Below are 26,792 nucleotides of genomic sequence, written 5' to 3' on the forward strand. Positions count from 1 at the left end.
ATAGCACTTATAGGCTATAATCACGGATTATACATCTCTACGGCTATATCCGGCCGTTCCAGCAGTCCCTGCGCTTCCAGTATATAGTTGTCTGACCAGTCATTTCCTTCGGTCATAAAACTGGCCGGTTCACAGTAGGGCGGATGCCGCTGCCTCTGATGAAGCGGCCCGAATGTATTCTTCCGATTTAATATCACTTCCACTTCTGATAACCCATCCGTTTCTGCGGTGTACGGTGCCCATGGTATCAAAACCGCAGTATCTCCCACTGCTTTCAGACAACTTCCCTTCCAATCAGGAATACAAATTCTTACCCGCTTCCCCGCCGGTATGGGATCCGGCAGCAAATAAGACACCCCGCCTGAATAGAAAGGGAACCCCTGGCTGGTCAAATCACCGATTATGATCTTCTCTGGCATCTTATCCAGCACCGGTTTGCATCCTTCCGCCAGGTATACTCCAAAGTTTCCCAGCAGATATACTGCTTCCAAACCACTGCCCTTATGATAATCATATTCTATCATCAAGCTGTTCTGTCCGGCCTTCAGATCCCTTTTGGGAAGCTGAATCCTGAAAAAGCAGGGGTCAGTCCATTCCCGGCTGCGGCTCCATTCCACCGTTTTTCCATTTAAGCACAGCCGACTGACATGTTCCAGCTCTTCCAACACCAGCTCCACGTTCCCTGGTACTTCCCTTGTCTCCCATTCATAGAACAATCTTACCCTGCCGAGCGGTTCATCCTTTTGATTCTGCCTGACTTCAAACCACGGCTGGAGCATCTCCGGCCCTCTCACTGGAATTCCGAAATAATTTCTCAGCTTCTGATCAGTCCGCAATACATCTTCAGGCCCGGTCCGATATACCACTTTGCCATTTTCGATCACTTCCGCCTGAACCCGGTCTAAAACACAGATATTTTGTTCTGACAAGCGGTAATCATACTGGTCGGGCATCGGGAGCCGAACGGTATCCGTATTTTTCCGGAGTGCTGTTTTTGAAGTGATATGGTTTTCTTCCATTTGCGTGATCAGAAATAATTTCATCTCACATGGTGCAAAATCTGTCACTATACTTTCTGTCTGTCCGTCTCTTTGAGCCTCAAATATCTCTGTATGTCCATCGGCTGCATCCCAGTATTCAACCACAGCACTGCATTCCATTGCGTTCCACTGGATTCTGACGTTCTGAAAGCTCTGCTCTCTGCTGGTATTCAAGACCAATACTGCCCTCTCCCAGGAATTTTGGGCACGGGAACGATCGGAACTCTGGAAATTCTGCCGGGAATTCTGGGTAGTCCGGGCACTCCGGGGACTCCTGAAACTCCGAACCAGAATCTCACTTACAGCCATGTCCTCCGCGCTTATCTTTACTTCACCTCCACCGGCGCCGGCGGCCGCGATCCGCTGCATATCCCAGGGAATCCGTTCACTATAAGCAGCCAGCCGCACACAACGTCCGCTTTTTACGGCATCCACATAGTCCGGAACATTCCCTGCGAAGATTACCTGGCCGCCGTTTTGCTGAAATTCCTCCAGCAAAACAAGCGTGGAGGATCGGATCGTATCCATTCCCGCAACCAGAATCTTCCGATACCGGCATGCTCCCAAGATCAGCTCCTGCTGTTCCACACGTCCGTGAGCCGCCAACAATCCCTCATCTCCATAATCGAACTCGATACCATGGCCGGCCAGACCATAGAATAATTCCTGGAATTCCATCTCCAGCCTGTTGATATCAGGGTCTGCGGCCACCATTCCATCAAATGCTCCCGCATAAATTCTGGCCCACACACTCTCGATCGGATAGACAACCAGCAGGCTGCATTCCGGTTCCAATTCATCCAGGAACACATGGATCCGAGAAAAATAGTCTTCCACCGCCCGGTATTCCCGGTACCAGGATGCCTGGAAGAAAATACTGGCCGGATAATCCCGTTTGGCCTCCCCTTTCATCGTATACCAGCACAGATGAGGGCAGCGGAAATTAATTCCAAAAAAAGCCTGCCAGTTTCCCATAGCCTTATACCCCTCCAGGCTGACATTCCAGCCGCTGCATCCGTATAATTCGGACAGCACCTGCGGTTTACCCATCTGTCTGGCGGCGGAAACCGCCTGCTTTACGATCCACCAGCAGCGGTTATCCTCAAAAAGTACATCTACCCCGGGTATATCCATATATTCATAGAATCTCATAAGGGAGCCCTGCATCATGGTCTGGGCCGTCAGAGAGTCCTCATGGAGCACATGGCCGGTAAACAGCATCTGATGTTCCCCGCACCATTTCTGTATGGGTTCTGCGTAATTCTCCAGAAAAAGCTGCTGGCACAGCTCCATATAATCCCATTTTACCTTTGACAGTTTCTGCCCCTCTTTCAACAAAAATAATTCCGGCAGAAACTCAGTCAGGGAATAGCCAAAACGTGTTTTAAATTCTGGAAAAAGTGCAGGCGTGTAGGGCAGTGCGTGTTTACTGCCTCCGGAGAATTCGGAAAATACGGCTCCTCGATGGGGTTCGTCGGTAAAGATTCCCTGTATTCCGCGCCCGATCCTGCCGCCGCAGTGCACTGCATATGCCTCATGGGTCAGCTGTATAAAATGTTCAACTGCCTCCCTGTTCATCGTATCCAGATAAGTATATCCATTATATACTTCCCGGCACTGTGCCGGTATGACAGTAAACTTAAGAACGGTTTCCCCAGCCCTAGGAAGTTCCCCTTCCCTCAGTCTCCTGGCCTTCTGATAACAGCAGCCGCTGAGAATGCATGCAAATACAGCGATTGGATTCTCCTTCCAGAGTTCCGCTGTAAACTGTTCCGCCCCGATGGCCGTCATTTTCAAAAAAGAAGCGCGGTATGCTTCCTCTATCGTGGCCAGACCGCCGGCCGTTCCGGATGGCCACCGGTCCTCATCATAGAGCCAGGCCTGCATTCCTTTTCCTTCCCCGTAATCCGCGCATTCATTTGTCAGGGCAAACCATTCCTCACCCAGATATTCCGTTTCCAATCCCACTCTGGAATGCATGAAAAAGCCGCCGAATCCCATTTCCTCCAGAATGTCAATCTGCCGGAACAGTTCTTCCCGCTGAAGTTTCCCATTCCAGGCCCAGAAGGGTTTACCCCGGTAAGAAACTCCGGGATTTTGAAATTCTTCCCTCTTTCCTTCCCGCATGTGACTTTCCTCACAGACAGACATGTGAGAACATCTTTTTAGTTCAGAATTCATCTCATATCTCCTCTGGAATTAATTCAATGCGGTGACGGCCGCTGTAAAGCCTGATTGTCTTATGTACATCCGCCATTTCCGCATCCTGCCTGTCTTGCATGTCGCTGTCCGGTATATCATTGTCCGGTATATCACTGTCCGCATTATATTCATCGATTTTATTTCCATCGGTTTTATTGTTAGTTATTCTATTTCCATCCACTATAATCTCTGCAATCTTAAACCCTGGTTCAGGAATCTTTAAGTTCACACAAGTATTCCAGGGCACTTCCGTCAGAATGACCACGCGGTCTTCCATCCGTTCCCACCGGCAGGACAGAGTTCCATTCATAAAGGTATGGGAAGCTTCGGCAAAAGTAAGTTCCCCGATCATAGCAGGCTCCAATTCGTACACCCGCTTCCGGGGATCATCACCCGGGCGGATGCCTCCCAGTCCTTTCAGGAACCAGGTGCTGAATGCGCCCAGCATCGGATGACTGTGAGAATTCATATGACCGCCCGCCATATTTTCCCAGCGCTCCCATATGGTAGTGGCGCCTTCCTCCAGCATATATCCGATGCTGGGATAGGTTTTCTGTATGGTTACCTGATATGCCACCTCATCCAGCTTCTCCTGGTTCAGCAGGTCATAGAGATACTTGGTCATCTGGTTTCCTGTCGACACATGATAACCGCGTTTCACGATCAAATCATCCAGCAGATGACCCAACACCTTTTCTCTGCAGCAGTCCGGTGTGATCCCCAGCAGCAGAGGGAACAGATTGGCTCCCTGGGAGTTTTGGTCATAATATCCTTCTTCCTCGTGCAGAAACGCCCGGTTCACCGCTTCTTTTACCGATTCCGCCTGCCCGGCACAATAATTCCCATACTCCGAATCACCAAGTACTTGAGATGCCTTTCGCATAATTTCACAGTCGTAATACAGGTAAGACGTGGTCACCAGCTGCGGCGCGATATTCTTCGGCACGGCGTTCTCACCCCAGCCCAGCTGTGCCTCGGTCATCGGAGGCGCCCACTCGCCCATATATTTTTCGTCCAACAGGCCGTTGGCCCTACGTTTGCCTAGTTTGAACTCCAGATATCTTTTCATACCGGGATAATGTCTGCGAAGGATCTGCTCATCCCCGTAGAACAGATAGAGATACCAAGGCAAAAGCAGATACACGCTGGACACATGGGATGCGGGACTGTCCCCAAAATAATATGGTATCGTATCGGGTATACATCCATTTTCCTCCTGGGCATCCGCGATATCCCAAAGCCATTTCTCATAAAATAAGATGGTGTCAAAATTATAGAGCCCCTCTTCAAAACGCACGGTCATATCGTTCATCCAGCCCAGTCTCTCATTTCGCTGGGGACAATCTGTGGGGATACTGTGCATATTATTTTCTTCTGTTCTGATCACCGCGTCATAGATCCGGTTGAGCATATCATCTGAGCAGCAGAACGCGCCGTTTTTCCGGACATCCGAACAGACGTTTACCGCCTGGACCGAATCTATCAGGACTTCACGATCCATCTCCAGCTGCAGGTATCGGAATCCATGATAGGTGAAACGCGGATGATAGGTTTCCGGCCCGCTGCTTCCTATGATATAGGTATCTGTCGCCAGAGCCCCCCGCAGATTTTTCTGATTCACTGTACCGTCCGGCTTAAGCGTTTCCGCAAACCGCAGCACTACTTTCTGCCCGGGCTTTCCCTTGACTTTTATTTCCGCCCAGCCGGACAGGTTGACACCGAAGTCGACGATCATATGATAATGGTTCGGATCGTCCAGGAGACGGATATACTTCGGTTCCTGCCGCCCAATTTCCCGGATCGGAGGCATCAGCTGGCAGCAAAGGCGTCCTCCCGGAGACGGAACCGGAACCGCGAAGCTCCATTCGCCGTCCTTTTCCTGATAACCGTTCTCTCTCCATCCATTCTTCCTGAGCCTGGCGTCATAAAATTCTCCGTTATAGATATTGTTCTGGCGGATCGGCCCATCGCTGACCCGGAAATCCTGTTCGTTAGACGCCAGGACACACCGCCCGTCGATCCACAGATCGCACAACAGCTTCGGTGTATCAAGCCAGTCCGGCAGCCGGCCGATCAGATCTTTAAAGCTCTCATGGGCATTGCCAAGCCACCCTTCCCCCAGCACCACCGCCAGCACATTTTCCCCTGGTACCAGCAAAGCGGAGATATCAACCGCGCGATAGAGTACCGTCTTCCGGTAATCCGTCCAGCCAGGGTCCAGCATGCTGTCTGTAATTTTCGTTCCATTTATGTATGCTTCAAAGTATCCCAGTCCACTGATATAAAGCCTGCCCTGCTCAAACGGCTCCCCGATCTGGAAACTGCTCCTGAACATAGGAGCCCTGCCGTTCACCGGCGCCGGCTCTCCGATCCAGATTCCCTTCCAGTCCTCTTTCGTGAGTTGCCCCATCTCGAACCGGCTCGTTCCGTTCATCCGGTATCCGGTTCCGTCAGCCTGTTTCAGTCCCACGGTTACTTCCCATATATATTGTCCACGGCTCTTTAATGGCTGTCCGTTATATTCGATCGCAGCACACCGTCCGGAAATGTGTTCTTTACTGTCCCAGACCTCCTCTTTCTTAGTTCCGGATATCAGGGAAACCCGGATCCGGTAAGATGTCTGACAGGTGTAGCGCAGCTCGCCCTCCATCCTCCAGGAAAATCTGGGTCTTGGGTTCATGATCCCCACAGGCGTTTCCAAGTATTCGCAGGTCATCCTAAGCCTGCTGTTCGAATTCTGCATATGCCTTTCTTGTCTCCTTTCTGTCTTCGTGCGGGTTTTGTTATTTTGCCTATCCCTTAACCGCCCCGACCATCATGCCCTGCACATAATACTTGAGGCAGCTGGAAGTGGCCACCAGCAGCGGTACCGTACCGATCAGGAATGCCGCCGCGATCAGGCCCATGTCCGTCGCGCCTTTCCCCGCCGCGTTATTGAATACGATCTGGCAGAAGGTCTTCATCTCATCTCCGCCGGTTATGGCAACCGTGGGCCAGATATAATCGTTATACATGGCGACTACCGCCGTGATTCCCACGGTAATCAGGATAGGCTTCGAAAGCGGAACCGCGATTTTCGCAAAGGCATAGATCTCGCTGGCGCCGTCGATTCTGGCCGCCTCAAACATATCACCCGGCAGGCTCCGGTAAAAAGCTTCCGCCAGGATAATACCAAATATCTGCTGCCCGGACACATATGGGATAATCAGTGCCCAGAAAGTATTTAACAGGTGCATCCCATTTACAATGTTATAGCTGGGGATGATTAAAAGTGTATAGGGAATCATCATAACAGCCAGCACCAGGGTATATAAAAGCTTTCTTCCTTTGAATTCCATGCGGCCAAACGTATAGCCCGACAGCGCCACCACGATCAGAATCAGGATCAGGGAAATCAGGCATACAAACATGGAATTGAAAATCGGCCGTATCACAAAGTGAAAAGCTTTCTGAAAATTAATCCAGTATATCTTCTCCGGTAATCCCAGGAAATCATTCACAATCATTACATTCGGCTTCAGTGACATATTGATCATCATGAGAACCGGAAAAAAAGTAGCGGCCAGCAGAAGAATCAGAAATAATCTGCTTAAAAGATATCCAACGCCTATTTTTCTGTGACTGCGCATACTATTCCTCCTCTCCCAACAGTTTTCTGGACGCCAGGGTCAGAAGGATGATCACGATAAATAATACCACCCCCAGAGCCGATGCGTATCCAAACTTCCCATCCCCAAAAGCGATCTTATACATCTGCAGGGCCGGTATCATGGTAGAATAACCGGGGCCTCCCCCAGTCGTGGCGGCAATCAGTCCAAATCCGGACAAGCTGCCGATCAGGGACAGGGTTACCACTACTTTGATATAAGATTTGATATTGGGTAAATGTATATAGCGCACGACTTCCATCGAAGTGGCTCCGTCCACGATAGCCGCCTCATATAATTCATCTCCGATCGCGTTCAGCCCCGTATGCATAATCAGAAAATACATACTGGAGATAAACGGAAATCCGATCAGAATGATACAGATCAAAGCCGTTGATTTCTCGTTCAGCCAGTTATGTGTCAGTCCGCCCATTCCGAGCGCCCGTAAAATAGAATTGAAGCCAAAATTCGGATTATATAAATATTTCCATATCAGAATCGTTACAATCTGTGGAATCAGCATAGGGATGACAAAAGCGGTTTTGAAGAAGCCAGCCACTTTCTTATGTTTGATAAAGAACAGGATTTCCGATGCTAAAAGCGGGAAAAAGACACTGTTAAATACGGCCATAACTGTTATAATCGCCTGATTTTTAAAGGAAGTCAGAAACATTTCATCTTTGAATGCCGCGATATAATTCGTAAAACCCACCATCTGAGAAGACACTCCGAAGGTGGAGTCTGTGAATGACGTGTATACCGCATTCCCGATGGCATAATAAGAGAATACTGCCATCAAAATCAAGGTAGGCGTCAGAAACAGATACGGCAGCAATTTTGCATGTATTGATTTTTTCACAACCATCCTCCTCGTCTTTTTAGATCAGGGGTACCGCGTCTTTGAGCCAGCACCCCTGATTCCTTAAGTGGTTATTCTTTCGGTGTATCATCGGTAGCGGGATCAAGGTCATAACCGCCCGCTGTCTTCGCATCCTGGTTATAATTCGAATAGATGGGATCAAGCTCTTTTAACAGACCATCCACTTCCAGCTCCTTATTGGTATAGCGGATAACAGCATCATTGAATTTTGGTATGTCAGCCTGATTGGACCGCTCCAGCCCGGTAATTGAATTCCACTCTTTTGAAGGAGCTACCGGCTCGAATCCTGCCAGAATTCCTTCCAGTTCTTCACTTAAGGTTACCCCTTTGATGACACAGGGACCCTGCACGTAATTGCCGTTGGTCAGCGTCTCCTCATAGCAGAGCTGTGCTCCCTCCGGCGAATACCAGAATTTATAGAAATCCTTTACTCTGGCCATATGGTCGCTGTCCTCTTTATCGATGATACTCATGATGTTTCCGAAATCCCAGTAGCTCCTCAGATCCTTCTGGAAACCTTCCGGCGGATTCGCAAAGGAATTGATCTGGAATGTTGCCCAGTCAAACGCCATATCCCCTGACAGCTGGTTGATATCGCTTAAGATCAGTCCCGCATTAAAACTGGCCTGATATAGCATCGGGGAAATCTGGGATTCAAAGTCGGCGATACACTGGGTACTCTCCGCTGCGATCCAGTTTTTCGGGAAATACTGGCCCAGCTTCTGGAACTCGGTCCACATTGCCTTATTTTCCGGCGTATCCACTCCATTTTCAATTCCGTATTTCAGCATCCGCTCAGGGCTTAACACACAGAACTGATCGCAATTCGGCTGGGCTTCATCGAATTTAAAATCTTTATTGGAAGCCATCGTATTTTCATCCCAGAGCGCGTCTTCCGGCTGAATCAAAAATTCCTCTTCTTTTGCGCGGTAGATAGCATCAGCCAATGTATTCCCCAGCCGGAAGCTCTCATATCCCGCCGACAGCGGTACGTCGTATCCGGCGTCTTTTAACTTTTGGCATACTTCCACTACTTCCTCATAAGTTTCCGGTACCTGGATATTATTCGCTTCAAAGATGTTTTTGTTATAGAAGAAAGCAAATCCGATCTTATCAAACGGCAGATAAGGCCGGTACTTGCCGCCGCTGTTGCTCAATACGCGGGTAAGGTCGTCCTCCTCAAACACATCTCTGACCTTGGCATTTCCATTATAGGGATTCTCTTCATCCAGCATTTCGGTCATATCATACAGATATCCTTTGTCCACGGCCAGATCCATGCTATTATTCGTCAAAGCCATACCGACAAAATTACCGTGCACGATATCCGGAGCATTCTCCTTTTTGTCATCGCTCAAAGAGGTTACCATCTTCGTCAGATAAGCGTCGTTATCGGAAATCACATCCACAACCACCTTGGTCTCCGGATGAAGCTTCATGTATTCTTCCGCCAGTTTTTTTTCACCCGCTGTGTAGAAGTTATTTATGACAGATAATATAATCGTATCTTCTTTGCTGGTATCCCAGGCCGCTTCTGTTCCGTCGGCTGGAGCCGGTGCTGCTGCCTGGGCTGCGGCATCCGGCTGCGCGGTCTGGCCGCCTGCCTTCTGTCCGCTGTCCGAATCAGAATTACCGCATCCGCTTAATATCATTGAAAAAGTCATTACAGTTGTCAGTAACAGGGAAATTGCTTGATTTCTCCTTTTCATGATTGCTCTCCTTTTCTATGTATCCACGATTTATGTCTCCAAGTATTCGTGAAAACGTTTTAATAAATTTAAAAACCAGTTTAAAGAATTCCTTTAAAGATTAATCAGTTTTGTATTCTTGTTTTATCCATTTTCATATGATATAATACTTGTGCTGTTTTCCACGGATTATCGTTCCACCGAGGCCGTATTGGGAAACAGTTATTTTTTGTCTCTTTGGAAAGCCACCTCCCTTATCTTTTCATTTTCCTTTTTATTTACCTTTTTATCTACTTTTGCAATAACCTGCCTCCTCCTTTTTTCTTCTTTTCTAATATATCATCTGCAGCATTTTGCAGTTGATTTCCGTATGGTCAGCTCCAGCGTATTCCGATAATAGCTGATGGTGTCCTCCATCATGTCCGCATACAGAAGTTCGAAGGCTTTGCGCCCCAATCTGTTCTGATCCACTGCCATAGTGGTAAGCGAAGGTTCCCAGTACTTTCCGAAGGAAATCCCGTCAATCCCCATTACCGATACGTCTTCCGGAATCAGAAACCCGCTTTCCCGGAACGCTTTCATAGCTCCTAACGCCATCAGATCATTACCGCAGATAACCGCTGTAAACTTATGTCCCAGGCTCATCAGCCGGTTCGCGGCGTCGTAGCCTTCCGTCATGCTGGTCGCATAGGGATATTTTCCGTCGATCAGCAGGGAATCCCGGCAGGACAGTTCCAGTTTGTTTACCATGTTCTTATAACTGATACATCTTAAATCGTAAGGCAGATTCCTTCCCAGACCACTCAGATAAGCAATATCCCGGTGCCCCATTCCATACAGGTATTCCATCGCTTCCTTCATCGCAAAGATATAATCGTTCTCAATCGAAGCGATTCTGCGGTAATCCACCTCCACATTGCCGCTGGTCACGATCTTAATTCCACGTTCAACCAGATCATACAGCTTATTTACTTTGAACTTATAGGGAAGCGCCGTAACAAAAACCCCATCCAGCCTGCGTGTGATAAAATTGTCAAAATAGTCATCCAGCTTATTAAAACCTGTGCAGATATTTACAAAATAATTTTTTTCATTGGCCGCGCTTTCGAATCCCCTGGCAATCTCTCCGAAAAAGGGATTTGAAATATCCTCCAGCACGATTCCCACCTGCATGGTACGATTGGTCGACATACTTCTGGCTATCATATCCGGGCGGTAATCCAGCGCTTTCACAGCTTCCATCACTTTATGTACTGTTTCCTCTTTCACTTTACCTGACTGATTCAGTACGTTCGATACTGTCGCGGTCGATACGCCTGCCAGCTTTGCCACATCCGTTCTGGTCGCTTTCATTTTTTCATCTCCTGTTTTACCCGGGTAAATTTTATAATAAAAAAAATTTCCGTTTGTTTTTGTTAATTTAGTATTTTTTATAAGTCTAATATTAACATTTATCGTGTAATTTGTCAATATCTTTCTGTCAATTAATTTACCCGGGTAACCAAAATGTATTGCTGATTACCGACAAAAAAATAAAACTGTATCATTCGTAACATAAATCAAGCGCAGCGGCTACTTACGCCAGAATGTGGAGCATTCCGCTTTGTCCAGCTTATTATAGGTTATCATTTGTTTAAGCAATGGAAAATCCACAGGTTTGTTCCATGGGATACGTACCAGCTGCTGGCTGTGCTCATATCCTGCTTTTACTATCTCATCTGAAAAATGCTCAATTCCAGCCCTTTCCGGTGAAACTGCCATATGCTGCTTTGACACGCTGAAACCGATGATAAAGGTTCCATGCTCGGTAAACATGGGCTGGTTCCACGCTACATTAGGTGTCAATTCCGGGAATTTATCCATCACCCATTTTAAAACTTCCGCTACTCTCGCCTGCTGTGTCAAATCCTCTATCTTCTCCAAATACTCTTCAAAAATATGGATTCCGCTCAAATTTTTTTCCTCTGCTTTCTCAAAAGTTCATTTTCCATTTAATATTGTTTGATTTTTGCCGGATTAGATTCAACATTGCTCTAAATGCATAACATTTCCAATAAATTGTTACCCACAAGAATTATTATATGGATAAGTATGGACGACTCCCGGCCATATCATACGTCTCTTCCCCAGATCTGGACAGAACCGCATTTTATATGGCCGGGAGCCGTGTTTACCGAATCAATTAAATACAGATTCTTCCTCCCATTTCAACACCGTACCATCTGTGGTATCGATTTCGAATTCATATTCCATATCACTGTAAATAATTTTCCCCTCATAGACGAGCCTGCCGTCCTCCTCATCCAGCTTCATCCGGATATCAGAATCGGAAGCTCCCGGCACTTTCTGAAGCGCAATCTGCCTTGCATCACTCTCACTGATCTGGGTAGCAGAAGCGCCGGCGCCGCTAAGAGCAGCCTTCCCTGCCTCCTCTTCACTGATTAAACCGTCCGGCATATCTGCTCCGGCAAAATCCTTGTTCTCAATATCATAATCGATACTTAAAATAGTTCCCGTTGCGGCATCAATATCATAATCATATTCTTTATTCCCGGAATAAAACTCTACCTCATATTCGCGCTTTCCGTCATCGGTGTCCAGTTTGACCTTCATATATGAGATATCCGCATCGCTGACTAAAGCGTGGGCAAGGGCTATCTGCTTCGCCTTTTCCTCACCGATGAATACGGATGCCTCCGCGCCGCTTGAGGGCTGCCCTTCCTGTGACTGGATCGCCACACTGTCCCCTTTCGCCGGCTGGGCGCTGTTGTTCATTTCATTCTGGATTACATCTACGGATGCTGCGCTTTTCTCAGACTGTACCGTCTCATCGGAAGCGGCGATCTGCTGTGTAACAGGCGGAACTTCTTCCCTGGAACCGCACCCGGTCAGCAGAATTGCAGATAAACTAAGTATTGGAAACAGTGTATAGACTGCTTTCTTTTTCATATTTGTGGACTCCTTTCAATACATGAAATATTTTTTAATATGTCTTACTTATTTAAAGTATAAGTATCATATATTAAAAGAACATTAAAATGGTAAATAAATATTATTTCTTTTCTTTCATCATTCTTAACCAATCACAAGGTGTTCACTCATTCACAATCCACCGGAAGAGTGAAAGTAAAGATACTCCCCTCATGCAATACGCTTTTCACCGCGGCTTCACCACCGTGGGCCTGGACGATCCATTTTACCATAGGCAGTCCCAGCCCGGCGCCCTTCCCGTCTTCGGCACTGCGGGAAGTATCGACCTGATAAAAACGGTTCCAAATCTTATCCAGCTGATCCTGCGGAATGCCGATCCCGTCATCCTCGACAGCTCCCCGAATCTGTCCCTCTTCTTCTGATAAAGTGATCAGTATTTGACCGTTATCTTTCCCATATGTGATACTGTTAGAGATCAGGTTCATCCACAGGCGCATCATCATCGTCTGGTCAGCCACCATCATAATCCCGGGCTGAATCCTGGTCTTGACTGTGATGTTCCTGGATGCCGCCTGAGTCCTCAGCTCTTCTGCCGTCATCTGTGTCAGTTCGCTGAGATTTAAAACCTCCTTATGTGCCTTCTGTCTTCCACTATCCGCCCTTGCCAGAGTCAAAAGCTGCGAAATCAGTGCGGACATTTTCTTTGCCTGTTTTCGTATAACCTGCAGACTAGATTTCATCTCCTCCGGTTCCTCCTGTACACTAAGTGCGTATTCACTCTGCGTGAGTATCACCGAAACCGGAGTGCGCAGCTCATGGGAAACATCCGAGGTAAACTGCTTCTCATTTTCAAAAGATTCCTGCAGCCGGTCCATCATACTGTCAAACGTATGTGCCAGCCGGTGGACCTCATCACCTCCGTCACCCAGACTGATCCTCTGCGACAGATCCTTACCGCCGCTGATTCTCTGTGCCGTACCGGTGATGTCTGACAGCGGCGCCAATGCCCGCCTGATAATCAGGTAGCCTCCCGCCGCGATACACAGCACCAGAAACGGAAGCAGTACCAGAGCCAGCCGAACCACCGTGCTCAAGGCGCTGTCTGTCTGTTCCTGAGAGGTAATCCCGCGAATCCACACATTGCCATAACCCTCTATAGGACTGCAGTAATCATAATAATACCAGTGGGCCTGGCTGGATTCCGCCTGTCTGAGTTCATCCATAACCAGCACAGAATCCCCCCGGAACTGGGAAGGAGTCCGCCCATACAGGAATCTCCCTTCAGAATCATAGACAGAAAGGTAGATCCCCTGCCCCAAATAATCCAGCAGATCATGATCGATCTCCAACCTGCCCTCCTCATAATTAATCTCCTGAAAACTCTCTGTGACAGCACCCTTCAGGCGCTGTTTTGCATCCGAAAGAACCCGGTTTCCACTGATAAAAAACAAAAACCACAGCACCAGGATCACCAGAAGCGTCATAAAGATCGTATACCAGACCGTTATTTTAGATTTTATCGATATATTCTTCATAGGCACATATTCTTTCCCGAGGCAGGCATACTCATCCCCGCCGTTTCACCGGAATCATACTTTCAGCACATAGCCGGCACCACGCACCGTGTGAATCAGTTTTGGCTCAAAATCATCATCAATTTTTTTCCGCAGATAACGAATGTATACATCCACCACATTGGAGCCCCCTTCGTAGTCATAATTCCAGATATGCTGTTCGATCCTGTCCCTGCTCAAGACGATACCCTGATTATGAACCAGATATTCCAGAATAGAAAATTCCCTGGATGACAGAGGTATCTCCTGCTGATCCCGGAACACCGTACGCGCGTCACAATCCACCGTAAGATTCGCCACCCGGTAACAGTGATCCGTACGTCCGCCCTCCCTGCGCAGCATAACCCTTATCCTGGCCAGCAATTCGTCAAAAGCAAAGGGTTTCACCAGATAATCATCCGCCCCCGCATCCAGACCGTTCACCCGATCCTCAACACGATCCAGAGCGGTCAGCATCAGGACCGGAATCCTGCTTCCAGATGCCCGCAGCTTTTTCAAGACCTCCAGCCCGCTGACCTTCGGCATCATAATATCCAGGATACAAGCGTCATATTCCGCCCCCCTAAGACAATCCAGGGCCTCCTCCCCATCATGGCAGGAATCCACCGTATAGTGGTTTTTAATCAAAATTTTAGTTATCACATCATTCAGATGCTTTTCATCCTCCGCTACCAGCAAACGCATGAATCCGCACTCCCTCCAGCCTCTCTGCAGCCCCATCGCCTTCTTCTATTCCCGGGCCTCCAAAGTAAATACTAAATTTAAGTTTAATTATATAATACTATAATATAACAAAAACATGAAAGAAACATTAAAATCAAAAACTGCCCTGACAAAAAATCATCGGGCAGTTAAATAATACCTGTCTAAATATATAAACAATGCCACACCTAACTCCCCCAGCACCCTCATTCAAAGCTCCGGCGTATAAAAACATGGAACCCGGCCAGCTATAAAACAGGGAGGAGAGGGAAGGTACGCGGCCATGCGGAGCCGGACGTCCAATCCCGTGGGGCCGAATCGCTTGAGACCGGACCTTAGAACAGGTTACGCAGATGCAGGGAGAACCTCGCAGGGCCTGGAACACTGTCCGAGCCGTTTTCTGGCGAGTTTGTTCCAGGCCCTGCCAATAAGAGGTTCTCCCTGCATCGGAGTTACCTGTTCTTAGGTCCGGCCGATGCGATTCAGCCCCACGGGATTGGACGTCCGGCTCCGCATGGCCGCGTACCTTCCCTCTCCTCCCGGCCCCTTAATCCCGGACCGCCTCCCCGATAGCCTCACAAAAAGTCGGATGCGGATAAATCACATTTCCCATGTTCTCAAGGGTCAGCCCCATCTCAATCGCCTGCACAAACTGGCTGATCATATCCGTAGCCCGCGCGCACATCAGCTGTGCTCCCAGAATTCTTCCACTGTCCGGGTCCGCCAGCACTTTCATAAACCCTCGCTCCTGCAGCGAAAGCACTGTTTTTCCATTTGCAGACATAGGATACTTGCAGACCTTCACCGGAATTCCCTGCTCCTTTGCCTCGTCCGCAGTCAGCCCCGCGCAGGCGATCTCCGGATCTGTATATACACATCCAGGCACGGTTCCCAGGCAGATGGTTTCAGGTTCGCTGAACATAGACGCCACCGCGGTCAGCGCCTCGGCCGTGGCCGCATGGGCCAGCTGTACACCTCCAGCCACATCACCGGCCGCATAAATATCCGGTATGCTGGTTTCAAAATGCTGATTCACCAGGATACAGCCCCGCTCCATCTCCGGTGACATTTCATCCTCAAACAGCCCTTCCGTATTCGCCCGGCGGCCTGTAGCGATGAGCACGGCATCCGCCGGCACCTCGATCTCCTTATCCTTTTCCACATAAGTACACGTAAGGCCCTCCGGTGTTTTCACGATTTCTTTTACCGTAACGCCTGTATAAATATCTGCGCCCCGTTTTTTCATAATCATCTTCAGGTTTTGAGATATTTCCCGGTCCATCCCCGGGAGAATTCTCTCCATGCTCTCCAGAACCGTCACCTGACATCCCATCGCCTGGTATGCGGTGGCAAATTCCATACCGATTACACCCCCGCCAATAATCACAAGCCTGCCAAAGAGGTCACCTTTCATTTCCAGAAGCTCATCGCTGTTCAAGACTCCCTTAAGGCCGGAACCGGGAATCGGCGGGCTGGCCGGCCGGGACCCTGTAGCGATCAGAATTTTACTACCGGCCAGTTCCTGTACCTCCCCGTCCATACCCGTGATTCTTACCGTTTTTTGTGACGTAATCGATGCGCTCCCCTCATACAGGGTGACCTTATTCTTTTGAAATAATTTCAATATACCATCCCGCAATGTCCGGACTACCTCTTCTTTTCGCTCCCTTAATTTCTGATAATGGATAGCCGGTCCTGCGCCTGTCAGCCCGATCCGCTCTCCCTGTTTAAGCTCCTGATAGAGCAATGCCGTATGCAGAATCGTCTTAGTCGGTATACAGCCCCGGTTCAGACAAGTGCCGCCCACTCCGCCGGAATCTACCACTGCGACTTTTTTTCCCATGCCGGCAGCTTTCAGCGCCGCGGGATAACCCGCCGGCCCGGCGCCAATCACGATAAGATCATATTGTTCCGTCATTCTTGCCTCCCTGTCCATTTATCTGTTCATTTATCTGTTCAGCCATGTTTTTGCAGTCACTTTCAGACTTTATCCCTTCGTTTCCCAGCCTTGCTTTCCTTATCCCCGTACTTTCCTGTCATTCATCCATTTTCCTGGCCAGCATTCCCGCTATTCAAACAGCTCGGGCAGCATCCCGGTGATATCCTGTCTCATCGTCTCCTGCATGGGATCCATGGCAGATACCTTTTGTACCGCAGCCTTCAGTGACTCCGGTTCATATAACACTCCATCCAATCCTGCCGCCAGTTTCGGGATATATTCCGTATCCAGGGCATCCGAATATATCCGGGCGTGATGTACTTTCCCATCGTTTACCGCCAGATGCAGCTGTACCTCCCCCCAGGCGAATCGATGAGATATCTCATGCTGGAAAGGATGCCTTTGACCATAATTCCATTCCCAGGATGAAAATTTGTTCTCCAGCGCTTCCAGTTTCTCGACGCGGATACGGGAGGGGTCCATCGGCCGGACGGGCCCTTCATATACCTTGGCAAAAGCCATCTCCAATTTTTCTTTCATACCCGCCACCGTAACCTGAGGGTTCAGATCGGCCAGATTCACCACTCTCGAACGGACAGAGTCCACACTTTTCGCTTTCAGCTTCTGTGAAGATACGTTCAGATATCTGGCCAGCTGCTGCTGATCCACCCGGATCAGCAGCGTACCGTGGTGGCACCCCACATCGGCCGCCTGGTAAAATGCATTGCCAGAAAACTTTCTGCCCTCCGCTTCCAGATCATTTCTGCCGGACTTTTCCGCACGGATCTCACACATGCGCACAGCCTCCAGGATCACGGCCAGCTGACGGTCCACATCATAATACGGCTGCCTTGCTATAAACGTAAAATTCAGGTTTCCCAGATCATGAAATACCGCACCGCCGCCGGACAAGCGTCTGGCCAAAAAACCTCCATCCTCAGAAAGGCTCTTGGTCCGGCACTCTTTCCATGCATTCTGGTTTCTTCCGATGACTACGGTCCTCCGGTTCTGCCAGAGATAAAGGATACACTCATGCTCTTCCACCAGGTCCATCAGATAGTTTTCCAGCGCCAGATTCCGGTAGGGATTCGTCCCATTATGAACCAGTATCGTCCGTTTATTCATCATAGCTGTATTTCAGATGGGGTTTCCTGGCTGCCTGCACTTCGTCCAGCCTGCCCACAGGCGTCACATGGGGCGCCGCTTTGACCACTTCAGGATTCGTTCTGGCCTGCTCATATATTTCTTCAAATGCCCGGATGATCTCATCCAGATTCTCCTTTGATTCCGTCTCCGTAGGTTCCACCATCAGAGCTTCCGCAACGATCAGCGGAAAGTACATGGTCGGGGGATGGATTCCATAATCCAACAATGCTTTCGCAATATCCATGGCCGACACACCGATCTGTTCATGCTCCTGCTCCAGGCTCATGACGAACTCGTGCATACAGGTCCGATGATACGGCATCTTGTATTTATCCGCCAGTTTTTCCATCAGATAATTGGCGTTTAGAACCGCATTCTGACTGGCTTCCAACAGGCCGTCTTTTCCGAGCATCAGCGCGTAGGTCAAAGCCTTCACGACTACCAGGAAATTCCCATAGAAGGCCTTTACCATACCGATGGAATCCGGCTGCCTGGTGAAGGTATAGGGTCCGTCTCCCTCCACCTGCACCGACGGCAAAAACCGGGACAGGAAATCCTTACATCCTACCGGCCCGCTGCCCGGGCCTCCCCCGCCGTGAGGAGTCGAGAATGTCTTGTGCAGATTCAGGTGGATCACGTCAAAGCCCATATCCCCCGGACGCGTAACGCCCATAATGGCATTTAAGTTTGCCCCGTCATAATAGACCAGCCCGCCGGCATCGTGGACGATCCGGGTGATTTCCAGAATATTTTTATCAAACAGGCCTACCGTGTTGGGATTCGTCAGCATCAAGCCTGCCGTATCCTCTCCTACCGCCTCCCGAAGCTTTTGAAGATTTACGCATCCATCCGGATCGGAAGGGATATTGACTACGGCATAGCCAGCCATCACCGCGCTGGCCGGATTCGTACCATGAGCCGAATCTGGAACAATGATCTTCGTACGCTTCTCATCATTCCTGCTGTCATGGTAAGCCTTGATCAGCAGCAGGCCTGTGAATTCCCCATGCGCACCGGCCGCCGGCTGGAAGGTCATCCGGTCCATGCCCGTGATCTCGCAGAACACCTGTTCCGCTGTTTTTAACACCTCCAGGCATCCCTGGACGGTATGCTCCGGCTGAAGCGGATGCACTCCGGTAAATCCGTTGAGAGCCGCCGTCCTCTCATTGATTTTCGGGTTATATTTCATCGTGCAGGAACCCAGAGGATAAAAGCCGTCATTGACTCCGTGGGTCCGCTTCGCCAGCTCGGTATAATGCCGGCTGATGTCATTTTCGGAAACCTCGGGAAGCCGCAGTTCCTTTTCCCTCCCATATTCCTGAAAGTCCCAGACCGGCACTTCGCATTCCGGAAGCACCGAACAGCCTCTCCCTCTCACACTGCGTTCAAAGATCAGTTTCATCTGCTGCACACCTCCTTTACGATTCCTGCCAGGCGGTCAATCTCTCCTTTGGTATTTAATTCCGTGGCACACCACAGAAGTTCCCGGCCGCTTAAGGGCAGCCCTCCCAGAATTCCTTCCTCTTCCAACCGCGTCAGAAGCACCCCGGTATCCACCGGGCACCCGGTTACAAATTCATGAAAGAATGGCCGGCTGTATTTTGCCGCACATCCCGCTTCCTGAAGCTTCTCTGCCAGATAATGGGCCATAGAAGCGCTGTTTACGGCCGCCCGTCTCATTCCTTCCGGCCCCATAGCCGCCATATAGACAGAAGCCTTCATCGCGCACAGGGCCTCGTTGGAACAAATATTGCTGCTGGCCTTCTCCCTGCGGATATGCTGTTCTCTGGCCTGAAGAGTCAATACGAAGCCTCTCTTCCCCTGGGTATCCACGGTCTGGCCGACGATCCGGCCGGGCAGTTTCCGCAGCATATCCTGTTTGGCAGCCATAAATCCCAGATATGGGCCGCCGAATCCCATCGGCATTCCAAGAGGCTGCCCCTCGCCGACTGCCACATCCGCATGATACTCCCCCGGTGTTTTTAACACAGCCAGGGAGATGGGATTGCAGCCGACCACATATTTGGCATTCCCCTCGTGGACCAGACTGCCGATTTCCTCCACCTCTTCCAGGATGCCGTAATAATTGGGCTGCTGTATGTAGACACAGGCTGTCTGCGCATCCAGCATTTCTTTCAGCGCCCGCGTATCGGTTGCACCATCTTTTTCCGGTATGATCTGAACCTCTATATTTCTGCCGTAACAATAAGTCTGTATCGTCTCCAGCACCTGAGGATTTACAGCAGCCGAAACCAGGATCCCGGTTCTTTTCCGGTCCAGACACATCAAAACCCCCTCCGCCGCCGCAGTAGCTCCGTCATAAACGGAGGCATTGGAGGCATCCATACCGGTCAACTCACAGATCATCGTCTGATATTCGAATATCGACTGTAAATTCCCCTGGCTGATCTCGGCCTGGTACGGCGTGTAGGCGGTGACAAAGTCTTCTTTCTCCGTTACACTGTTTACAATGGCCGGAATGTAATGGTGATAGGCACCCGCTCCCCGGAAAACATGAGGAAATACGGTGTTTTTCGCCGCCATCCCCTCAAGCTTCTGCAAAACTTCCAGCTCAGACATGCCAGCGGGAATCTTTAAATCCCCGTGAATCTGCATCTGCTCCGGCACATCACGGTACAACTCGTCGAAACTGTCATAGCCGATCGCATGCAGCATCTCAAGCTGCTCCTCTTTTGTATTTGTTACATAACGCCCCATAACGATCCTCCTTCATTTAATCGGTAACGCCATCCGCTATGCGCCTACAGTTCTTCCAGATAGGCCGCATATTCAGCCGCATCCATCAATGTCTCCTGATCGGAGATGTTTTCCACTTTGACAAACCAGGCGTCGTAGGGCTGTTCATTAATGGATTCGGGACTGTCCAGCAGCTCTTCATGAATGGCAGCTACGATTCCGCTGACTGGTGAATATACGTCGGAAACAGCCTTTACGGATTCCACATCGGCAAAGCTTTCCCCGGCAGTTACTTCATCCCCTTCTTCCGGCAGGTTCACGAATACCAGATCCCCCAATTCCTTCTGCGCATAATCCGTCAGTCCGATCGTTGCGGTGGTTTCGTCCTCAAAAAGCAGCCACTCATGGGATTTCGAATACTTTAACTCCTTTGGAATATTCATGTGTATTTCCTCCTATTTATAATTAATTTTAAATTATTATTTGAACATTTATGCCTGCGCAATTATTTCTTTTTTCTTTTATAAAACGGGATAGGGATCACTTCTGCCCCGATCATCCTGTTCCTGACTTCCACCTCTACTTTTGTGCCGATGTCAGTATATTCCACCGGCAGCAGCGCCATAGCCACCGGATATCCAAGATATGGACAGTGGGTTCCGGAAGTGGTTAAACCTATCTCTTTTCCATCCGCATACACCGTTTCCTGTTCTCTTATGATCCCTCTGCCGGTCACTTTCAGGCCAACCCGCTTTCTAACCGGTTCTCCCCTGTCCAGCAGCGCTTTTTTACCAATAAAATCTTCCTTATTCATCTTCACCGCGAATCCCAGCCCGGTCTCCAACGGTGTAATCTCATCATCCATCTCATGTCCGTACAGCGGCATCGCAGCCTCCAGGCGCAGCGTGTCCCTGGCTCCCAACCCGCAGGGAATAAGTCCCTCGTCCCGCCCGGCATCAAGCAGAAGATCCCATATCCCTCCGGCATCTCCTGTGCCCATATACAGCTCATAACCGTCTTCCCCCGTGTAACCGGTTTTCGATATGATACAGGATATGTCATCTACTCTTCCATCCATGACCGCGCTGTAATATTTCTTCGGAAGTTTCTCCTCCGGCACCAGCTTCGTCAGGATCTCATGGGCTCTGGGGCCCTGCAGAGCGATCTGGGCTACCTGATCGGACAGATCCTCAAAGTTAGCGTCCGGAAATTGATGTTCTTTCATCCAGGAGAAATCCTTCTCCCGGTTTGAAGCATTTACCACAATAAAATAATAATTTTCCTTGATTTTGTAGACAATCAGATCGTCAATCACCCCTCCGTTCTCATTGCACATCGGACTGTATCTCGCCTGGCCGTCATACATATTACTGAAATCATTGGTCAGCAGCATGTTTAAGTTTGGAAGCGCTTCCCTGCCCGTTAAGAGCACCTCACCCATATGGGATACGTCAAAAAGGCCGCATGCCTTACGCACCGCCATGTGCTCCGCGATCACCCCCTGCTCATACTGCACCGGCAGCAGATAACCTGCAAACGGCACTATTTTCCCGTGGTTTTCCACGTGTTTGTCGTACAATGGTGTCTTTTTTTCCATGTACTCACTCCCTCCTGATAGATTGAAATACCTTATTATGGATAAGCGGCATCTTCCTTTCCGCCGCAGTGCGATTACCGCGACCGGACTTACACCTGCACGTGTGCTCCAGCTTTGCTGGACACACTGAAATAAAAAAAGACATACGAAAAAAGCTTTCGTATGCCTCTGTCTGTTTACCTGAAAGATTACTCCGCACTGGAGCATGCCTCTTCGGTGATCCTGCTTTTCCAGAGTCTCGTCCGGGTATGGTCCTTTTGCCTGAGAGTTTATGCAATTCCCCTTCGGCGCTGTTTTACACAGTCTCTCCCATATCCATCATCCGACTTATCCATATTATAGGTATATTTTAACATATATAAATGGATGGAGCAACCGCTTTGTGGAAAAGGATTTTGTTGTATGATTTTTCCAATTACCGCATATAATAACTGCGTAAATTCCAAAGAAACCCAAAAAGAAGGAGGGCCCTATGAACCAACAACATTATCCTTTCACCCTGCCGCCGCTTCCGTATACTTATGATGCCTTGGAACCGGCTATCGATATGGAGACGCTGCATTTTCATCATGACAAGCATTTCAAAACCTATGTGGATAACTTAAACAAGGCTCTGGAAAATCATCCGGAATATCATGACTGGACACTTCCCATGCTGCTGTCCCGTCTCGATGAACTCCCGGAGGATCTGCAGAAGCCTGTCCGGAATAACGGCGGAGGTGTTCACAATCACGCACTCTATTTTGATTCGATGAAGCCAGGTAAGAATGAACCCTCCGGTGCTATCCGTTCCGCGCTCGAATCCCAGTACGGCTCCGTGGATCACTGGAAAAGCGAGATGAAAACCGCCGCGCTCGGACAGTTTGGTTCCGGTTATGCATGGCTGGTAAAAGACGCAGACCAGCAACTGAAGGTCATCAATCTTCCGAATCAGGACAGCCCGCTTACCTATGGCTACTGTCCGCTGCTCCTGGTAGATGTCTGGGAACACGCTTATTATCTGAAATACCAGAACCTTCGGGCAGACTATGTAGATGCATGGTTCGGACTGATTAACTGGGATGTGGTGAACAGACGTTTTTCTGAATAAGCTCACAATTGATCAGTAGAAATTAAGAAAAGGCAAGAGGATGACTGACATTTAGGGGTCACATCAGTGATCCTCTTGCCTTTTTTAATCTGTTTATAAGCATTTATGACCCGCATTTCAGGTACCGGCTGATACGCCGATGCGTTCCCCCATCTTCACTATGGTTTCCCCACCGATACGGGTATTCTCGATCAAATCCTGATCCAGTCGGACACGACCAGCAGGAAGAAGAACCACGATGGTGGAACCGCCGAACTCAAACCGGCCTTTCTCCTGTCCCTTATTCACAAAAGTTTTCCGGGGCTGATTGTTCGTGATCCGGCCGACCAGCAACGCCCCCACCTCCATGGTTAAAAGGGTGCCGAAATCCTTCGTCTTTAACAGACAGTACTCCCTGGTATTTTCCTTATAGATTGGATAACAGTCATTGGCAATGGGATTCACCGTGTGAAACACCCCCGGCACCTTCCGGTCTGCTGATTTTAATCCATCCGCCATATAGCAGTACCGGTGGTAATCATCCACTGTCAGGCGGAACACACAGGCAAAACCGCCTTCGTAACGTTTCGCCAGGCTCCCTGATCGAAGCAGACCGTTTAGCGTATACCATGTATTCTTGATCTGAAAACTCCGGTCATCCCGAATGGGCCAAACACTGAGTTTTCCGTCGCAGGGACTGACCAGTACCTGTTCCCCCTCTGCGATGGGTCTGGCCGTCATCTGTAATCTTCTGGTAAAGAAATCATTAAATGATTGAAATTTTTTCTTTTCACACTGGCTCAAATCGATCCGGTTCCACCGGACGAACGGTTTCACCAGCAGTGCGGATACCCGGGAATTTAACAGCCGTCCCCCTGCTTTGGATAGAGAGGGACGAATCAGAGGCTTTAACAGCAGCCGGCCTGCTGCGTGGGTATAGAGAGCTTTTAGCAGCCGGTCCTGACCAGATGACTTCTCTGTCAGTCTGCCCTCTCTGTCAAAATATTTCAATGGACTCCTCCTTTGAGTATGGCCCCGTTCAGCAGTCCGCCCCGGAACCGGATCGGATATCTGGTAAAGATCAACATGACCAGCAGCGCTGCGGCAACCACAAGCACCAGAATCGCAAGAGTTGAATTCTTCGGCTTCTTCACTTTAAAATCCACTATAAACAGGATACCAACTAAAAGCAGGATGACATGTAACAGGACCCGGAACACGAAATCGGGTACAAAAAACTGAACCATGAACACCATCGGCAAGGCCACCGCCATGGAAGTGATCGGAAGCCCCCTGTAAAACTTTTCTCCGTCCTCCGATACCAGCGCATTCTTGGATTCCATCACATTAAAATAACCCAGCCGGATGACCGATGCCGTACAATACAGCACGATTACCGCTATTCCCAGTATTCCCCGCACACCCAGCAGATAACAGATCAACGCCGGAAATGCGCCGAAACAGACCATGTCGCACAGGGAATCGATCTGGATTCCAAATGCCTTCGCATCTTCGGACCGGTTCTTCATGGCTCTGGCGATCTTACCGTCGAACATATCACAGAACCCCGACAGCGCCAGGCAGAAAATGGCAGTTTTAAACCTTCCATGAATCGCCTGTGTCATCCCAAATACGGAAGATGCCAGACTTATATAAGTTAAGATAACTGAGTGATTATAAAATCCTATCATATGCTTTTTCCTTTACTTTGTTGTTCAAACAGTACCCGTTCGGGTTTTGGTTTACCGATTACAAAATGTGCCACGACCGTCATGGCAGCGCTAAACAGCAGCTGGCTGTAGTAGGCCAGCCCTCTGCTTAGGATCATGCCCGGCAGCAGCAACGCCGTGCCGAACACCGCAGGGAATATCATCAGAAACAGCTTTTCGCTGATCCCCATCCCTCCCGGCAGCGGTAGCATATCCACTGCTATAGAGATGGCCGCCTGCAGCATCATCACATCATAGATACTGGTCCCACTGAGTCCGAAAGCCCGGTAGACCAGATAGGTGACAAAAAACAGGGCAAAGCGCTGGACAAAAGTAATCAGTGTGACATTGACAATCACTTTCTTGTTCTTTTTAAAATATGCTGCCGTTGCCGTATACTGCTCCATGGAATTCGTGAGCCTTTCGGCCCGCTCCGGTTTGTCCTTCAGAATGTGCATTCTGACCAGCAGCTTCAGGCAGGCCTGCATGATATTCTTCGCCAGCACCGGATGGAACACCAGCACCAGCATAATAGCGCAGCAGAACACATTCAGGGCAACCCCCAGATAAAATACAGGGAGAATGCCGGTCAGATACCGGTTCACGAATCCACGCTGGAATATCACCAAAAAGAGCCCGGTAAAAACAAGGATCGATTTATACGTGATGGTGACCACCATCAGTACCAGCGTAGAGACGGATATTGGAATTTCATTTTTCTTCATATAATAGATCTGCGCCGGCTGGCCGCCGCTGGCCGACGGCGTGATACAACTGAAGAAAAATCCCACGCAGGAATAAAGGAAACAGGTTCGCTTTCTCGTCCGGATGGAAAGTGTCCCCAGCATATAATGGATAATGATCGATTCTCCCCAGATAAAGAAGATTACAAATATCATCCCGAACAGCAGATACCAAAGTTTTACCTTCGTCAATGCGTGTAAAACCGCATGCAGATCTTCACCTTTAAACACTCCATATATAGTAAGTCCGAATACCGCTGCTAAAAACAGCAGATTCAGTATATTTTTCTTTTTTCCCTTCACCGTAAACTCTCTTTTCCACTGTCCGGAGCTTTTTTGCCAAACAACAGTCCGGTAATCCGATCCATCCATTTTTCCACAGACCGGTAAAACTGCGTGTGGTGTGTCAGATAATAAGCCGCTTCCGCTATGACCATTCCACCAATCACGTCAATGATATAGTGCTGCTTCGTCACCTGGGTGGAGACAAAGACCAGTATGGCGAACACACAGGAGAATATCCGGTATGCCCGGGGAATGGACTTCTGACCCCGGATGCCGATAAAACAGAACCAGCTGACCAGACAGTGAATCGACGGAAACAGATTCGTAGCTTGGTCGATCTGATAGATCATTCGCAGCAGCTCTGTCCACATACCGCTTCCTTCCAATACCGGTCTTACATTCGTAGTGGGTATCAGGAGGTAAAAAACACCACAGATCAACCGCGATATCATATCCGCCGTCACAAACCGCATACAGTGCTCTTTGCTGATTCTCGCAATCATTATGTAATTCACAATCCAAAACAGATAACAGACTAAATATATACTTACAAACCATGGCACGACCGGAACCATCCGGTCAAACGATGTTGTAAAATCATAATGCTTCCAATCGGAAGCTAAACTCGCCAATCCAAAATAAACCAGACAATTTACAATGACACAACTGATCAGAGGTATAATCGCGTATGCCGGTACCAGCTGTTTGGAACACCCCGTTGTTTTCCTTTCCATATTACAGCTCCTAACTTGTAAGACCATCACATATTATAGCAAATTTCGCGGTTGTCTTATAGGTTATTGGGTAATCTTAATATTTCTTAATATTTCCAGTGATCCTACATTGGCTATTCTGGAATGTTGAAATGAGAGGGGACTGGCACCTTTCGGCAGTAACGTCATAGCTTCGGGCAGCTGCGTGGAGAAAGGGGCCTGTCCCCGGA

The 26,792-nt window shown here is 49.0% G+C and carries 21 protein-coding genes and 1 riboswitch; of the genes, 1 reads left to right on the forward strand and 20 read right to left on the reverse strand.

Features of this window, described 5'->3' with window-relative positions:
- Nucleotides 1-20: 20 nt before the first annotated feature.
- From KTH90_RS18220 to gcvT, 16 genes are all read right to left on the reverse strand, one after another.
- A complete protein-coding gene (locus KTH90_RS18220; RefSeq protein ID WP_158354316.1) occupies nt 21-3,221 on the reverse strand; it encodes a hypothetical protein in 3,201 nt (1,066 codons plus the stop codon).
- Between the two features lies 1 nt (nt 3,222).
- Nucleotides 3,223-5,985: an alpha-L-rhamnosidase gene (locus tag KTH90_RS18225; RefSeq protein WP_158354315.1), complete on the reverse strand. Its 2,763-nt coding sequence runs from the start codon at nt 5,983-5,985 to the stop codon at nt 3,223-3,225.
- 49 nt (nt 5,986-6,034) lie between these two features.
- Nucleotides 6,035-6,871 (reverse strand): carbohydrate ABC transporter permease, encoded by an 837-nt coding sequence (locus tag KTH90_RS18230; protein ID WP_158354314.1) that lies wholly within the window; start codon nt 6,869-6,871, stop codon nt 6,035-6,037.
- A gap of 1 nt (nt 6,872) precedes the next feature.
- On the reverse strand, nt 6,873-7,748 hold the full coding sequence (locus KTH90_RS18235) for a carbohydrate ABC transporter permease (RefSeq protein ID WP_238727230.1): 876 nt from the start codon (nt 7,746-7,748) through the stop codon (nt 6,873-6,875).
- Between the two features lie 71 nt (nt 7,749-7,819).
- On the reverse strand, nt 7,820-9,478 hold the full coding sequence (locus KTH90_RS18240; protein WP_158354312.1) for an ABC transporter substrate-binding protein: 1,659 nt from the start codon (nt 9,476-9,478) through the stop codon (nt 7,820-7,822).
- A gap of 318 nt (nt 9,479-9,796) precedes the next feature.
- Nucleotides 9,797-10,810 carry a LacI family DNA-binding transcriptional regulator gene (locus tag KTH90_RS18245; protein ID WP_158354311.1) on the reverse strand — a complete coding sequence of 338 codons (1,014 nt, stop codon included), beginning with the start codon at nt 10,808-10,810 and terminating at the stop codon, nt 9,797-9,799.
- Between the two features lie 219 nt (nt 10,811-11,029).
- On the reverse strand, nt 11,030-11,410 hold the full coding sequence (locus KTH90_RS18250; protein ID WP_275061436.1) for an iron chaperone: 381 nt from the start codon (nt 11,408-11,410) through the stop codon (nt 11,030-11,032).
- Nucleotides 11,411-11,635: 225 nt separating this feature from the next.
- Nucleotides 11,636-12,406 carry a PepSY domain-containing protein gene (locus tag KTH90_RS18255; protein WP_238727231.1) on the reverse strand — a complete coding sequence of 257 codons (771 nt, stop codon included), beginning with the start codon at nt 12,404-12,406 and terminating at the stop codon, nt 11,636-11,638.
- A gap of 149 nt (nt 12,407-12,555) precedes the next feature.
- Nucleotides 12,556-13,923, reverse strand: a complete 1,368-nt coding sequence (locus KTH90_RS18260) for a sensor histidine kinase (RefSeq protein WP_238727232.1) — start codon at nt 13,921-13,923, stop codon at nt 12,556-12,558.
- A 54-nt stretch (nt 13,924-13,977) separates the two neighbouring features.
- Nucleotides 13,978-14,646 carry a response regulator transcription factor gene (locus KTH90_RS18265; RefSeq protein WP_238727233.1) on the reverse strand — a complete coding sequence of 223 codons (669 nt, stop codon included), beginning with the start codon at nt 14,644-14,646 and terminating at the stop codon, nt 13,978-13,980.
- A 565-nt stretch (nt 14,647-15,211) separates the two neighbouring features.
- A complete protein-coding gene (lpdA, locus tag KTH90_RS18270) occupies nt 15,212-16,582 on the reverse strand; it encodes a dihydrolipoyl dehydrogenase (protein ID WP_158354307.1) in 1,371 nt (456 codons plus the stop codon).
- Nucleotides 16,583-16,732: 150 nt separating this feature from the next.
- Nucleotides 16,733-17,731: a lipoate--protein ligase gene (locus tag KTH90_RS18275; protein ID WP_158354306.1), complete on the reverse strand. Its 999-nt coding sequence runs from the start codon at nt 17,729-17,731 to the stop codon at nt 16,733-16,735.
- Nucleotides 17,721-19,151 (reverse strand): aminomethyl-transferring glycine dehydrogenase subunit GcvPB, encoded by a 1,431-nt coding sequence (gcvPB, locus tag KTH90_RS18280; protein ID WP_158354305.1) that lies wholly within the window; start codon nt 19,149-19,151, stop codon nt 17,721-17,723. Before gcvPB ends, KTH90_RS18275 begins: the two co-directional genes overlap by 11 nt.
- Nucleotides 19,148-20,467, reverse strand: coding sequence for an aminomethyl-transferring glycine dehydrogenase subunit GcvPA (gene gcvPA / locus KTH90_RS18285; protein WP_158354304.1), 1,320 nt, complete (start codon nt 20,465-20,467; stop codon nt 19,148-19,150). The genes gcvPB and gcvPA overlap by 4 nt, the downstream gene beginning before the upstream one ends.
- A 44-nt stretch (nt 20,468-20,511) precedes the next feature.
- On the reverse strand, nt 20,512-20,889 hold the full coding sequence (gcvH, locus tag KTH90_RS18290) for a glycine cleavage system protein GcvH (RefSeq protein ID WP_158354303.1): 378 nt from the start codon (nt 20,887-20,889) through the stop codon (nt 20,512-20,514).
- Between the two features lie 62 nt (nt 20,890-20,951).
- Nucleotides 20,952-22,043, reverse strand: coding sequence for a glycine cleavage system aminomethyltransferase GcvT (gene gcvT, locus KTH90_RS18295; RefSeq protein ID WP_158354302.1), 1,092 nt, complete (start codon nt 22,041-22,043; stop codon nt 20,952-20,954).
- 239 nt (nt 22,044-22,282) lie between these two features.
- Nucleotides 22,283-22,365: riboswitch (glycine riboswitch) on the reverse strand.
- Nucleotides 22,366-22,515: 150 nt separating this feature from the next.
- Here gcvT and KTH90_RS18300 point away from each other — a divergent pair.
- Nucleotides 22,516-23,133, forward strand: a complete 618-nt coding sequence (locus KTH90_RS18300; RefSeq protein ID WP_158354301.1) for a superoxide dismutase — start codon at nt 22,516-22,518, stop codon at nt 23,131-23,133.
- A gap of 117 nt (nt 23,134-23,250) precedes the next feature.
- Here the strand turns inward: KTH90_RS18300 and KTH90_RS18305 are convergent, their stop codons facing one another.
- Genes KTH90_RS18305 through KTH90_RS18320 form a run of 4 tightly spaced genes read right to left on the reverse strand, consistent with a single transcriptional unit; the run spans nt 23,251 to nt 26,583 of the window.
- Nucleotides 23,251-24,123: a phosphatidylserine decarboxylase gene (locus KTH90_RS18305; RefSeq protein WP_158354300.1), complete on the reverse strand. Its 873-nt coding sequence runs from the start codon at nt 24,121-24,123 to the stop codon at nt 23,251-23,253.
- On the reverse strand, nt 24,120-24,803 hold the full coding sequence (locus KTH90_RS18310) for a CDP-alcohol phosphatidyltransferase family protein (RefSeq protein WP_158354299.1): 684 nt from the start codon (nt 24,801-24,803) through the stop codon (nt 24,120-24,122). Before KTH90_RS18310 ends, KTH90_RS18305 begins: the two co-directional genes overlap by 4 nt.
- A complete protein-coding gene (locus KTH90_RS18315) occupies nt 24,800-25,867 on the reverse strand; it encodes a lysylphosphatidylglycerol synthase transmembrane domain-containing protein (RefSeq protein WP_158354298.1) in 1,068 nt (355 codons plus the stop codon). The genes KTH90_RS18310 and KTH90_RS18315 overlap by 4 nt, the downstream gene beginning before the upstream one ends.
- Entirely contained in the window at nt 25,864-26,583 is a 720-nt protein-coding gene (locus tag KTH90_RS18320; RefSeq protein ID WP_158354297.1) for a phosphatase PAP2 family protein, read from the reverse strand. Before KTH90_RS18320 ends, KTH90_RS18315 begins: the two co-directional genes overlap by 4 nt.
- Nucleotides 26,584-26,792 lie beyond the last annotated feature (209 nt).

Origin of the sequence: Diplocloster modestus, from assembly GCF_019042245.1 — a bacterium.
In the GTDB taxonomy this organism is placed as follows: domain Bacteria; phylum Bacillota; class Clostridia; order Lachnospirales; family Lachnospiraceae; genus Diplocloster; species Diplocloster modestus.

Coding starts and splice junctions, on each gene's coding strand:
- KTH90_RS18220 (WP_158354316.1), bottom strand. CDS start 3,221: ATGAATTCTGAACTAAAAAGATGTTCTCACATGTCTGTCTGTGAGGAA.
- KTH90_RS18225 (WP_158354315.1), bottom strand. CDS start 5,985: ATGCAGAATTCGAACAGCAGGCTTAGGATGACCTGCGAATACTTGGAA.
- KTH90_RS18230 (WP_158354314.1), bottom strand. CDS start 6,871: ATGCGCAGTCACAGAAAAATAGGCGTTGGATATCTTTTAAGCAGATTA.
- KTH90_RS18240 (WP_158354312.1), bottom strand. CDS start 9,478: ATGAAAAGGAGAAATCAAGCAATTTCCCTGTTACTGACAACTGTAATG.
- KTH90_RS18245 (WP_158354311.1), bottom strand. CDS start 10,810: ATGAAAGCGACCAGAACGGATGTGGCAAAGCTGGCAGGCGTATCGACC.
- KTH90_RS18255 (WP_238727231.1), bottom strand. CDS start 12,406: ATGAAAAAGAAAGCAGTCTATACACTGTTTCCAATACTTAGTTTATCT.
- KTH90_RS18260 (WP_238727232.1), bottom strand. CDS start 13,923: ATGAAGAATATATCGATAAAATCTAAAATAACGGTCTGGTATACGATC.
- KTH90_RS18265 (WP_238727233.1), bottom strand. CDS start 14,646: ATGCGTTTGCTGGTAGCGGAGGATGAAAAGCATCTGAATGATGTGATA.
- lpdA (WP_158354307.1), bottom strand. CDS start 16,582: ATGACGGAACAATATGATCTTATCGTGATTGGCGCCGGGCCGGCGGGT.
- KTH90_RS18275 (WP_158354306.1), bottom strand. CDS start 17,731: ATGATGAATAAACGGACGATACTGGTTCATAATGGGACGAATCCCTAC.
- gcvPB (WP_158354305.1), bottom strand. CDS start 19,151: ATGAAACTGATCTTTGAACGCAGTGTGAGAGGGAGAGGCTGTTCGGTG.
- gcvPA (WP_158354304.1), bottom strand. CDS start 20,467: ATGGGGCGTTATGTAACAAATACAAAAGAGGAGCAGCTTGAGATGCTG.
- gcvH (WP_158354303.1), bottom strand. CDS start 20,889: ATGAATATTCCAAAGGAGTTAAAGTATTCGAAATCCCATGAGTGGCTG.
- gcvT (WP_158354302.1), bottom strand. CDS start 22,043: ATGGAAAAAAAGACACCATTGTACGACAAACACGTGGAAAACCACGGG.
- KTH90_RS18300 (WP_158354301.1), top strand. CDS start 22,516: ATGAACCAACAACATTATCCTTTCACCCTGCCGCCGCTTCCGTATACT.
- KTH90_RS18310 (WP_158354299.1), bottom strand. CDS start 24,803: ATGATAGGATTTTATAATCACTCAGTTATCTTAACTTATATAAGTCTG.
- KTH90_RS18320 (WP_158354297.1), bottom strand. CDS start 26,583: ATGGAAAGGAAAACAACGGGGTGTTCCAAACAGCTGGTACCGGCATAC.